The sequence below is a fragment of the Streptosporangium amethystogenes genome (assembly GCF_000721075.1).
In the GTDB taxonomy this organism is placed as follows: domain Bacteria; phylum Actinomycetota; class Actinomycetes; order Streptosporangiales; family Streptosporangiaceae; genus Streptosporangium; species Streptosporangium amethystogenes.
In genome coordinates, this window is record NZ_JOEQ01000029.1 from 94,466 (window position 1) to 105,373 (window position 10,908).

Annotated in this window: 12 protein-coding genes; 5 read left to right on the plus strand and 7 right to left on the minus strand. The window is 68.1% G+C overall.

Features of this window, described 5'->3' with window-relative positions:
- Positions 1-75: 75 nt before the first annotated feature.
- On the minus strand, positions 76-720 hold the full coding sequence (locus IG98_RS0132570) for a hypothetical protein (RefSeq protein ID WP_157594644.1): 645 nt from the start codon (positions 718-720) through the stop codon (positions 76-78).
- A gap of 111 nt (positions 721-831) precedes the next feature.
- Between IG98_RS0132570 and IG98_RS0132575 the strand changes: the two genes are divergently transcribed.
- Both IG98_RS0132575 and IG98_RS0132580 read left to right on the plus strand, forming a co-directional pair.
- Positions 832-1,407 carry a cadmium resistance transporter gene (locus IG98_RS0132575; RefSeq protein WP_030921026.1) on the plus strand — a complete coding sequence of 192 codons (576 nt, stop codon included), beginning with the start codon at positions 832-834 and terminating at the stop codon, positions 1,405-1,407.
- 52 nt (positions 1,408-1,459) lie between these two features.
- Positions 1,460-2,263, plus strand: a complete 804-nt coding sequence (locus IG98_RS0132580; protein WP_084195812.1) for a PrsW family glutamic-type intramembrane protease — start codon at positions 1,460-1,462, stop codon at positions 2,261-2,263.
- Between the two features lie 19 nt (positions 2,264-2,282).
- Here the strand turns inward: IG98_RS0132580 and IG98_RS0132585 are convergent, their stop codons facing one another.
- The 4 genes from IG98_RS0132585 to IG98_RS0132600 all read right to left on the minus strand — a co-directional run bounded on the left by IG98_RS0132585 (position 2,283) and on the right by IG98_RS0132600 (position 5,804).
- Positions 2,283-3,146: an NUDIX hydrolase gene (locus tag IG98_RS0132585; protein ID WP_030921031.1), complete on the minus strand. Its 864-nt coding sequence runs from the start codon at positions 3,144-3,146 to the stop codon at positions 2,283-2,285.
- A 172-nt stretch (positions 3,147-3,318) separates the two neighbouring features.
- Entirely contained in the window at positions 3,319-4,335 is a 1,017-nt protein-coding gene (locus tag IG98_RS0132590; RefSeq protein ID WP_030921034.1) for a TerC/Alx family metal homeostasis membrane protein, read from the minus strand.
- A gap of 322 nt (positions 4,336-4,657) precedes the next feature.
- Positions 4,658-5,449, minus strand: coding sequence for a M15 family metallopeptidase (locus tag IG98_RS0132595; RefSeq protein WP_245651819.1), 792 nt, complete (start codon positions 5,447-5,449; stop codon positions 4,658-4,660).
- A gap of 103 nt (positions 5,450-5,552) precedes the next feature.
- On the minus strand, positions 5,553-5,804 hold the full coding sequence (locus tag IG98_RS0132600) for a MerR family transcriptional regulator (protein ID WP_030921039.1): 252 nt from the start codon (positions 5,802-5,804) through the stop codon (positions 5,553-5,555).
- A 53-nt stretch (positions 5,805-5,857) separates the two neighbouring features.
- On the opposite strand from IG98_RS0132600, the gene rplK reads away from it, so the two are divergent.
- Positions 5,858-6,283 carry a 50S ribosomal protein L11 gene (rplK, locus tag IG98_RS0132605; RefSeq protein WP_037971814.1) on the plus strand — a complete coding sequence of 142 codons (426 nt, stop codon included), beginning with the start codon at positions 5,858-5,860 and terminating at the stop codon, positions 6,281-6,283.
- A 396-nt stretch (positions 6,284-6,679) separates the two neighbouring features.
- Positions 6,680-7,852 carry an AAA family ATPase gene (locus IG98_RS0132610; RefSeq protein ID WP_245651820.1) on the plus strand — a complete coding sequence of 391 codons (1,173 nt, stop codon included), beginning with the start codon at positions 6,680-6,682 and terminating at the stop codon, positions 7,850-7,852.
- A 217-nt stretch (positions 7,853-8,069) separates the two neighbouring features.
- Here the strand turns inward: IG98_RS0132610 and IG98_RS0132615 are convergent, their stop codons facing one another.
- Together IG98_RS0132615 and IG98_RS0132620 are read right to left on the minus strand one after the other, a co-directional pair.
- Entirely contained in the window at positions 8,070-8,909 is an 840-nt protein-coding gene (locus IG98_RS0132615; RefSeq protein ID WP_030921045.1) for a MauE/DoxX family redox-associated membrane protein, read from the minus strand.
- A 5-nt stretch (positions 8,910-8,914) separates the two neighbouring features.
- Positions 8,915-9,865 (minus strand): hypothetical protein, encoded by a 951-nt coding sequence (locus IG98_RS0132620; protein WP_030921048.1) that lies wholly within the window; start codon positions 9,863-9,865, stop codon positions 8,915-8,917.
- A 306-nt stretch (positions 9,866-10,171) separates the two neighbouring features.
- Here IG98_RS0132620 and IG98_RS0132625 point away from each other — a divergent pair, with 306 nt between their 5' ends.
- Positions 10,172-10,678, plus strand: coding sequence for a SigE family RNA polymerase sigma factor (locus IG98_RS0132625; RefSeq protein WP_051753255.1), 507 nt, complete (start codon positions 10,172-10,174; stop codon positions 10,676-10,678).
- Positions 10,679-10,908 lie beyond the last annotated feature (230 nt).

The window sequence follows — 10,908 nt, forward strand, 5'->3', positions numbered from 1 at the left end:
GTCTCAGGTATCCCCAGGGCCACGCGTATCTCTACGCAACCGAGCGTATCCACATATGTGCAGGTCCCAAATTCATTATTCACCGAAACCTGATGGCAGGGAGGGATCGGACGAGCCGGGAACGGGATCGGAGGGGCCGGTGGCGGGATCGGACGGGCCTGAGGTGGGGGTGACGGTGCCGCAGAATCCCGCGACCCGCCGTTGCTCGGCTATCTGGTCGACCGGTTTCTGGTACTCCGACCGCTCCTCGGGCGACGGCTCATACCGCCACGAGCCGCTCTCGAAGACAAAGCCGAACTCCGTCGTGTCGCCGAGCCGGCCGGCCTGGACTATGGCGGTGTCGCCGGTGATCGTGACCTCGGCGACGGTGAACGGGGAGTTCGCCACAAGTGGCGGGCAGAGGCCGAACAGCCTCACGTACTCCTCCCGGGTGATCAACCCCTGCGCCCCGGTGGTCCACAGGTCCCAGAAATCACCGTAGGAGCCGCTGCTGTACGCGTCGAGCGCCGGCTGGGCGGCTTGGCGGACCGAGGCCTCCGAGTGCTCGGCATCGGACGTCGGAGCCGCGACCGGCGGTGAGGAGGGCGGGTTGAGCACCATGAACACGGTGATGACGGCCCCGATGACCATACCGAGGGCCAGGACGACCAATACGGTCAGCCCGCGCCCCGTCTCGCCCCGCGGCGGTCGGCCGTACTGCGGCGGAGGCGGATAGCCCACGTGCGGTCTCCGGAGGGCCGACAAGAGTGGATGAACGTGATCATAATGCCCGTAGCTCGCGGCTGACCACGGCCGCCGTCCACATTAGGAAGAAGGGGACATAATGCGCCCGTGATTCAAACGATCGGTACGGCCGTCGCTGTCTTCGCCGGCACCAATGTGGACGACATCGTCCTGTTGACCGTGCTGTTCCTGGCATCCCGGGCGGGTGGCGTTCCGCGCCCATGGCAGATCGTCGCCGGTCAGTACACGGGCATCGCCGCCCTGGTGGCCGTCTCGGCCGTGGTGGCCCTCGGGCTCGCGGTGCTGCCCGACCGCTGGGTGGGGCTGCTCGGCCTGGTGCCGTTCGGCATGGGGGTGTGGGGGCTGGTCAGAGTAGGAAGGGGCGGTGACGGTGAGGCGTCACGGGTCGCCTCCGGCCTGTTCTCGATCGCGGGGGTGACCGTCGCCAACGGGGCCGACAACATCTCCGTCTACACCCCGCTGTTCCGCACGATCGGTCCGGCGTCCAGCGCCGTCACGGTGGCGGTGTTCGCACTGCTTGTCGCGGTCTGGTGCGGGGTGGCCTCCTGGCTCGGATCGCACAGGAAGATCATCGAGTTGGTGGAGCGGTCGGGCGCCTGGCTGGTGCCCGTGGTGTTCATGATTGTCGGTGTGGTCATTGTGGCGGAGTCGATATTTAGATAAATATGGACAATTCGCCCGAATTTGGGGCAGGTGTATCGGGGAATTAATCATTATGCGAGACCATTTGCGCTTCTACCGGCATCGATGGTTCAAGGCGTGGATCGCCATGATCGTTCTGTCCTTCTCGCTCATCGCCATGATGCAGGCGGCCGGCAACCAGGCGGTCATGCCCGCAGCCTTCTTCTACGGGGCCGCGGCCGGGCCCATCGCGCTCCTGCTCGCCATCCACGACCGTATTCATATCGCCACCAGCGTGCCGGCCATGACGCTGATGGGGATGTTCCTGTTCGGCGGAGGTGTCGCCCTGCTGCTCGGCGGTTATTTCGACTCGCTTTTCATCTCCCAGAAGAACAGCACCTCGATCCTGCGGGTCGGCTGGATCGAGGAACCCGCGAAGCTTGTCCCACCTCTCGCGGTCGCCCTCACCGGGCGCCACCTCACCAAGGCCGCGGGGGTCGCACTCGGCCTGTCCTGCGCGACCGGATTCACGATCATGGAGTCGATGGCCTACGCCTGGAAGAGCATCGCCAACCACGGTGGTGCCGTCGGCGCGGGCACGATTCTCCTCATACGCGGTCTCAGCACCCCCTTCAGCCACCTCGTCTGGACCGGTCTGGTGTGTGCGGTGGCCTTCGGGGCCTGGCAGATCAGGGGCCGTGCCGTCGTCACCATCCCCATCATCGCCGCCTTCATGACGGCGGCCCTGCTCCACTCGCTCAGCGACGGCCTGCTCATTCTGGACATCCCCCAGCCCACCCGCCTGCTCTTCCTCGTCGTCGCCGCGGCGAGCTACTGGCTGTTCCATCGGGCCACCCGCGACCTGAAACCGCAGGCCGCCCCAGCCCCCGAGCCCTGAGGATGTTCCACGTGAAACGTCACAACTGGGAGAGCAGCCATCGGGGGCCGGTGACCTCGGCGCCGAGTTCCGTGACCCGCTCGCGCAGCCCCCGGTCGGTGGTGACGACCAGGGTGCGCTCCCAAGGGCGGGCGTCCCGCACGGCCTGGACGACGGCGTCGTCCCCGCTTCCCGGCGCGGCGACCACGGAGACGCCGGACACCGGAGGGGTGCCGCGGGCGTCCCCCTCGACGATCGCGGTCACCCTGGGGAACCAGCGCGCCAGGGTCGGGGGCCGGCCGGGGGCGGTCCACAGGCCACCGGCGGCGTGCGTGCCGACCTCGGTGAGCAACCTGGCCGCCGCACCGGCGCGGTCCCTCCACCAGCCGTGCTCGGCGCGGGCGCCCACGACGTTGGCGATGTCGAGGACGACGAGGGAGGGGGCGAGCGCGAGAGCGATCACCGGCCAGGTCTCGGCGAAGCCGGGGTGGAGTTTTTTGGCGGTGACCTCCTCGGCGGGAAGCCAGCGGAGGTCGGCGCTCTCACTGTTGCCGGGAACCGCCCTCAGCAGTTCGGCGGCCTCGGTGATCACTGTCTCGAAGGACCAGCCGCCGTGGTCGTCGAGGTAGACGCCCTGGATCCGCAGGCCGGTGCCGTCCAGCGCGGCCTCCTCGAACGCCTCGCGCAGAGCGGTCGTGACTGTGTCCTCGTGGCTGTCGCGGGCGCCGCCGGGCAGCCCCCAGGTGCCGCCGTGGTGGCTCCAGAGGGAGCGCTTCTGCATCAGGATGTGCGGCTTCCCCGTGGCGTCGTGGTGGACGGCGAGCAGCCCGGCCGCCCCGTACACGCCCCAGTGCCGGTGCCCGCGCTCACACTGGGCCCAACCGTCCCCATCCCTGGCCGCCATGGACCAATGATGCATCAGCCCGGTCCGGCGGCACCGGACCGGGTCGGCCTTCCCGCCCGCGCTCCCGGCGACCTGTCGCAGGCCAACGCTCGCGGGTGAGAGGCCGCGGCGCGCCTCGTGGAAGCGGAATGTCCGCCGTACGGTTTCGTTGTGCTCGATCGTGTTCGCCCGGCTACCCGCGTTCGGTGGGTGAGGAGGCGACCTTCGCGTCGAGGCGGTTGGCGTACAGGCTTGTGGCCGTGACGGTGGCCAGGACCGCGATGATGACCCCCAGCGAGACCGGAGTGGGGATTTCCGGGAGCCACGTCCAGACGCCGTGTGCCCAGTGCAGGACGAGTTTGATCCCGATGAAGGCCAGGATGATGCCGAGTCCGTGGTTCAGGTGCCGCAGTTTCGCCAGGAAGCCCAGGAGGACGAAGTAGAGCGCGCGAAGGCCCAGGAGGGCGAAGGCGTTGGTGGCGAAGACGAGGTAGGGGTCCTCGGTCACGCCGTACACCGCGGGCACCGAGTCGACGGCGAAGACGATGTCGGTGGCGAAGACGGCCACGATGGCCAGCGCCAGCGGGGTCAGGGCGCGGCGGCCGCCCTCACGAACGACCAGGTGGGAACCGCGATAGTCGTCGGTGACCGGCATGAAGCGCCGTAGCAGCCGGACCGTGCGCATGGAGGAGATGTCGACCTGCTGCTCCTTCCCGCTCAGCGCGTCCTTCATGATCTTCACGGCGGTGACGATCAGTATCCCGCCGAACAGCAGGAACGCCCAGGTACCGCTCTGCAGGACGGCCGCCCCCAGGGCGATGAAGATCGCCCGCAGTACCAGCGCCCCGACGATGCCGTACAGCAGGACCCGCTGGGCCAGGGCGACCGGGACCGCGAAGGCGGACAGCAGCAGCATGAACACGAACAGGTTGTCCACCGACAGGGACTTCTCCACCACGTAGCCGGTGAAGAACTCCACCGCCACACCGGACCCGAAGACCCCCCACAGGTAGACGCCGAAGGCCAGGGGCAGTGCCAGGTAGAAGGCCGACCAGCCCACCGCCTCGCGCATCCGTACCTTGTGCGGCCGCCGCGTCAGCATGAAGTCCACGGCGAGCAGCAGCAGCAGGGCGGCCACAGTGATGATCCACAGTTGTGGCGAACCGATCGTTTCGAGACTGACTGCTGACAGAAATGCCTCAGTGGGCATGAAACCTCCTCGAACGTGCTTGGCCGTTCGAGGTCTCCTTCACCCGCACTGTGCGGGTGGCCGCCCGGGGACGTTATGAAACGTCCGTACTGACCGGATCGACTCTTGGGAAGTACTCCCCTCGTCGTCCCAGGTTAGGGCAGTCGCTGGACGGTCTTCCACCTCGGGTCGCCGTCGGGGTCCGATCCGCACGGATGGTGGAATCGACCACCCCGCTCGGCGACACGGCCACCGAGCGTGGGGAGACCCGGCGGAGTGGTCCTCGCACCGGCCGGACGGTCACGGTGACGGGAACAGGGGGCGAGACGCCGAACCACGGGCCTCAGCCGCCACCCTTGCTGAAGTGCTGGTAGTCCTTGATGCCTGACCAGTAGCCGCCCCACTCCCAGCCTTTCGCTCCGAAGGCCTTGACCACCCGGTCGCCCGGGTTGATCACGCCGGGGGCCCGCACCGGGCGCTTGGCGAACTTGCGGGCGTTGCTGTGCGCCACCGAGCCGTTCGACGAAACGTACGGGTTCTCGCGCGGGTTGATGTCGATGGCCAGGCCGTAGGCGTGCTTGGACCAGCTACTCGACCCCGTCGCCGGGCGGCAGTTGAAGGCCGAGGTGTTGTTGGCGTCGATCGAGTCGAAGTCGTCGCCCTTGTAGACGTCGACGACTTCCATCTTGTTGATCGGCCAGCGCCAGTCGTACAGGCGCCGGAAGATCGAGACGACGTCGTCGACCGCGCTCTTGTTCACCACCAGCTCGCCGGTGTGCGGCTTGTCGTCGAAGCCCCAGTAGGTCATCGTGATCAGCCGCAGGCCGCTGAGCGGGACCGGGCAGCCCGGCCGCCAGGAGTATTTGAGCAGCTGGCGGGTGACAGGGGAGATCTTCGCGGCGAACTCCGGCGGGCCTGCCGGGGTCGGGGTCGGTGTCGCGGTGCCGGGTTCCGGGGCCGTCGTCGGTGTCGTCGTGGCGGTCGGCTCGGGGGCCGCCGAGGTCGGCAGCGGGGACGACGTGGGCTGGGCCGGCGAGGACTGGGAGGTGGCCGTGCCGCAGGAGGCGGCCGCCAGGCAGCCGACGGCCATCGCGAGCGCCGCCCGGGTACGGATCGTGAATTTAGATCTTGCCACGTGCTGCCTCCCATCGAAACGGACAAAAGGGACAACAGTTCATTGTAATTGATCAATCACCCGAGGTGACGGGAGATCGCGGCGGCGATCCACTCGTGGGCGATCACGAAATCCGGCGGCCAGGGGGTGCCGTTGACCGTGGCCACCGGCTCCCCGCATCGCTCGGCAGCGACCTGACGGTCGCCAGGTCGACGCCGATCTCGCACAGCGCCCTGACCGGTTCCAGCCGGCCACGATAGGCGGTAGCCGCTCCGAGGGCGGCCGCGTTCGGGAAGCCCCCGATGTCGGAGCGGAAGCGGATCGTTTTCACCGGCAGACCGGAGAGTCCGGCGAGCTGTCCGATCGGGTAGCTCATACGGTCATTATTCCGTTGAGTCTCCAGTCACAGGAGACTTTAGGTTGCCGGACATGTCGAAGAAGAAGGTCAGCGGGACCGCCAAGCTCCACCTCCCGGCCGGCGAGGCCGGCCCCGCCGCCGTGGGCAAGGACCTCGGCCCGCTGGGACCGAACCTCATGGAGTTCTGTCGCCGGTACAACGCCGCCACGCAGGACCGGCGGGGATTCGTGGTCCCCGTCGTCGTCACCGTGTTCGAGGACCGCTCGTTCGACCTGGCGATCAAGATGCCCACCACGGCCTCGCTGATCCGCCGAATGATCGGCCTGGACGGCGGCAGCCCCCGCCCGGGGCATCAGGCGGTGGGCACGATCACCCGTGCGCAGCTGCGGGAGGTCGCCAGGAGCAAGATGCCCGATCTCAACACCGCGGACCTGGACCAGGCCGAGAAGATCGTTGCCGGCACCGCGCGCTCGATGGGGCTGACCGTGCGGGACTGAACGCTCATGACCGGCGACGATGACGAGAGGCGAGCGCCTCCCGGCGGGGCCTGGCCCGTCGCTCGTTCGCTGGGACCGGAGCGGCTCCGGGGCCCACCCGTGGCTTACGCCCGGATTTGTAGCTGCTTGGCATGCGAACTCGGGTTCCTTGGGAAGGCTTTTCATCGAAACGTATCGCGCCTGTGTTCGAACCCGCGCTACAGTCAGGGGCACGGGATCGAACACGGGTTCGGGCTGATGTCCTCCCAGGTGAAGGGGTGTGCCATGGCGATGCTCGCGACACACGCTCCGTTGCCTCGGGTGCCGGTGGAGCGCGGTGCGACACGCCGTAGCGCTTTCTACGGAAATCTAAGCCGACCGCTATATCCCGTCATAAAGTCCGAGAGCGTGGACCCCGTGCGCAATCCCTACGCTCCAGGTGCCGGACAGCGCCCCCCAGAGCTCGCCGGTCGCGACCGTGAGCTACAGCAGTTCGAGATCGTCCTTGAGCGGGTGGCCCGAGGGCGCCCCGAGCGCAGCATGGTGGTCACCGGGCTGCGCGGCGTTGGTAAGACCGTCCTGCTCAACACCTTCAAATCGATGGCCATGCAGCGGCTGTGGGGCACCGGGAAGATCGAGGCCAGGCCGGACCAGTCGATCCGGCGTCCGGTGGCCGCCGCCCTGCACATGGCGGTCCGCGAGCTGGCCCCCAGGCACCGGGCGCCCGAGCGCATCGAGGAGTTCCTCGGTGTGCTCAAGGCGTTCGCGATGCGCGACCCGTCCGCGGCCAAGGGCACCTCGCACTGGTCGCCCGCGATCGACGTGCCCGCGGGGCGGGGGCGCGCCGACTCCGGGGATCTGGAGATCGACCTCACCGAGCTGTTCGTCGACGCCGCCGGGGTCGCCACCGATCTGGGCGTCGGCATCGCGCTGTTCATCGACGAGATGCAGGATGTGCAGGCTCCCGACGTCTCGGCGCTCTGCGCGGCCTGTCACGAGCTCTCCCAGAGCGGCGGCCCGCTGATCGTGGTGGGCGCGGGGCTGCCGCACCTCCCCAGCGTGCTGTCGGCCAGCAAGAGCTACTCCGAGCGGCTCTTCCGCTATGCCAGGATCGACCGTCTCGACCGCGACGCGGCCGACCTGGCGCTCATCGCCCCGGCGGAGAGTGAGGGCGTGGAGTTCACCCAGGACGCCCTCGACGCCCTCTACGTGGCGGCAGACGGCTACCCCTACTTCGTCCAGGCGTACGGCAAGGTCGCCTGGGACCTGGCGCTGCGCAGCCCGATCACCGCCGACGACATCAGGGTCTCCGCGCCGGAGGCCGAGGAAGAGCTCGCGGTCGGCTTCTTCGGCAGCCGCTACGAGCGGGCCACTCCAGCCGAGCGTGACTACATGCACGCCATGGCTGCCATCGGCGACGAGCCCGTCGCCACCGCCGAGGTGGCCGAAGGGCTCGGCCGTAAACCGTCGAGCCTCTCTCCGGCCCGCGACAGCCTCATCAAGAAAGGCCTGATCTACAGCGCGGAGCGAGGACTGATCGCGTTCACCGTGCCGCACTTCGGAAAGTTTCTGCGATCCCAACCGGTCTGAGCGAACGTTTGTTCGATATAGTGTGTGGGAGCTCCTAGCTCTCTATATGGCTCTCTAGTGGGGAAGCTAGAGAGCCATATAGAGCTCAATCGTGCTGCCCTGCAGATCTTGCTGTGGCGAGGTCCGCCTCAGGCGGCGTCTCACGGGGGCGCCGCCTGACCGCGAGGGACAGCGGATCCCAGGGACAGGGCCTAGAGGAATCTAGGGCCCTCTAGCATCAGGCCGATACCGGCAGAGATTCCGGAAGAGACGTGGTCTCCACCGGGCGCCCGTCGGAGCCGACCATGGCAACCCGCACCGCCGGATGGCGTCCGCTCAGATAGACCGCGAAGACCACGTCGACGGGTTCGCCCATGTGGCTCTGTCCCGAGTAGACGAAGAACCGCCAGCACAGCTCCCGCCAACTGTCGACCGGCTCCGTGCTCGTCAGCCGGCCGGTGTGTGAGCGCCAGACCGTGCTCGATCGCAGTCGGCCGAGCGCGGTGGCCGGGTCGAAGCGGCGCTGCTCACAGGGGGCCCGGTAGCGGAGCCTGGCGACCGCCTCCTCGATCTCCGGTGAGAGTGCGGCGAGCACCAGCAGTCCGGCGATCACGGAGGGCAGGTGTGTCCACGTCATACCGGCGATCGCCTCCCAGCCGGAGATCTCCGGAGTCAGCAGCAGCCCCGCGGACATGGCCGTCAGCACCATGGTGCGGCCCAGCGATCGCCGTCCCACCGGCACCGCGCTGACCTCGCCGAAGCATCCGCATCCCACGTCCGGGCGTCGGCGCCGCAGTTCCCACAGGACATAGGTGGACACCGCGAAGAAGGCGATGACCGCCCACCGGAAGAACGGCCGGCCACTCACCAGCAGGCCGCACGCCAGGAACAGCTCGCCGAACGCGCAGACCAGCATCATGTGCTTACGCCAGCGTTCGGGCACCAGCACGGCAGGCCCCAGCCTGCTCAGCATGCCTGGCTCGGCCTCGCGCACGACGGTCCAGACCTTCGCGACCGTACCCGCGGCCAGCAGCAGGAGCAGGACCGGCAGTTGTCCGGCGGCGATCGTCGTCAGCATCCGTGTCACCCCATTCCAAGTCTGGCGTTGAAGCATCCGGCGGTCAGGTCTCCACCGAGCTCCACGAAGGAACTCGGTGACAGCTCCAGAATCCGGCCGCGAGGGGAGGTGCCGCACTCCAGGCACCGGTCACAGAACCGGCCGGCCAGACAGCCGCACGCCACGATCGGCAGGACCGAGGTCCGCCCGGCGCACACGTTGCGTACGTTGAGCATCGACCCCAGCGACAGATACGGCAGCCCGGTGCAGGACACTCCGGCGTCGTCGCACGCCGTATCGGACCGCTCCAACATGGGGTAGGCCACCCCCTGCTCCCCACAGTCGAAGGTGTCCGACCAGGTGGCCGTGCCCGAGATCCGCGACTGCGTGCCGCTGTAGCCGGGCGGAGGCGTCGGCACGGCCCTCCACCGGTAGGGCGGCTGCGAGGTCGCGGGCAGTCGAGCCTGTGCCACGCCGTTCTCGCGGACCCCGATGGCGTCGAACAGGTAGCCGGGTTCGAACTGCGGATGCCTGACCCGCAGGCGTCCCGAGGCGCGGTAGGGGATGACGATCGTGCGCCGCCCGCGGTGCGGTCCGCAGTACAGCTCCACGGAGTGGTCCTTGCCCTCCGCGTCGATCGACTGGATCACACCGGTGATCCTGGTGATGTCCGCCCAGATCCGATCCACGACCCGGCCGGCCCGCAGCGCTCTGATGATCACATTGGAGCCCACCGGGAGGTCGGCCGGAGTGACGGCCTCGCCACGCCAGGCGGTCGCCCACGGCGCGATGACGAGCCGCTCCTCATCGCCGTCCGGAGTGTCGATGACGATCAGGTGCGGGCTGACGTCGAGGATCGCACCGCTGACCGAGTGGAAGGACTCACCCTCGACGGGGAGGGGGCCAGGCTCCTGCGCCGCCCGGCCAAGCGCGGCTGCCGCCAGTGCGCGGCGGCGATCGGCGCTGAGATAGGGCATCGTCGCTCCCCAGGTTCTGCGAGGTGTCGCAGTCAGCGTCACACGCTTCGCGGAGTCTCGCTGTCCGCTCCACCAATAATCACGGCAGGTGTCCAACCAGGTACTACAGTTCCCCTCCTCGGTAGAACGCATTGGTGTCCACTCGATGACAAACCGCTATCTAGTATCTCTTGCGTGCTCCGTCGCCCATCGAAGCCGATCTTTACCGTTGATGGGATGAAACATAGATTTCGGTTCAGCCGCAGTATGGGTTCGGGCTGCGATTCTGGCCACCATACGCACCTGGAGCACAGGCTGGTGATCACGGTGGCCGGCGGGACCGATGAGGAGTTCCGCGAGTATGTCGTTGCTCGCGGCCCGGCGTTACTGCGTGCCGCCTACCAGCTCACCGGGAATCCGAGCGACGCCGAGGACCTGCTGCAGGTGGCACTGGTCAAGACCTACCTCGCCTGGGACCGCATCCAGGACCACGCCGCCCTGGACCGCTACGTGCGCCGGACGATGGTCAACATCAACATCTCCTGGTGGCGGCGGCGCAAGCTGGAGGAGTATCCGTCCGAGGAACTTCCCGAGCCGACGCTCGCGGGCGGCCCCCTCCTGCCCGAGCGGGTCGAGCAGGCTCTCGACCGGCTGCCCACCCGGATGCGGACCGCCGTCGTCCTGCGCTACTACGAGGACATGACCGAATCGGAGATCGCCAAGACCCTGGGCATCAGTGTCGGGACCGTCAAGAGCACGGTCTCCCGGGGAATGGCCAAGCTCCGTGGCGACCTCACGCTCCCCGAACCGCGGGAGTTGGAGCATCGGGTCTAGACCCTTTCCGCCCGCCGCGGTCAGCCGGGTCCCGGCACGTTCTGCGGGACGGCTCCTGGGCCGATATTCCCGCACGTCGACCGGACATCCGATCCGGGCAACCCCTCCGGTGAGGGGTGGAACCCCGCGGTTCTAGTGCCGTGACCGCATAGGTTCACCGGGTTGAAGTCGAACTGGTCCTCGTCGCCCGTGTGCCCCTGGCAGGATCTTGCCCATGTTCGAAGAGAAGC

Coding starts and splice junctions, on each gene's coding strand:
- IG98_RS0132615 (WP_030921045.1), bottom strand. CDS start 8,909: ATGCTGACGACGATCGCCGCCGGACAACTGCCGGTCCTGCTCCTGCTG.
- IG98_RS0132590 (WP_030921034.1), bottom strand. CDS start 4,335: ATGCCCACTGAGGCATTTCTGTCAGCAGTCAGTCTCGAAACGATCGGT.
- IG98_RS0132600 (WP_030921039.1), bottom strand. CDS start 5,804: ATGAGCTACCCGATCGGACAGCTCGCCGGACTCTCCGGTCTGCCGGTG.
- rplK (WP_037971814.1), top strand. CDS start 5,858: ATGTCGAAGAAGAAGGTCAGCGGGACCGCCAAGCTCCACCTCCCGGCC.
- IG98_RS0132620 (WP_030921048.1), bottom strand. CDS start 9,865: ATGCCCTATCTCAGCGCCGATCGCCGCCGCGCACTGGCGGCAGCCGCG.
- IG98_RS0132585 (WP_030921031.1), bottom strand. CDS start 3,146: ATGGCGGCCAGGGATGGGGACGGTTGGGCCCAGTGTGAGCGCGGGCAC.
- IG98_RS0132580 (WP_084195812.1), top strand. CDS start 1,460: ATGCGAGACCATTTGCGCTTCTACCGGCATCGATGGTTCAAGGCGTGG.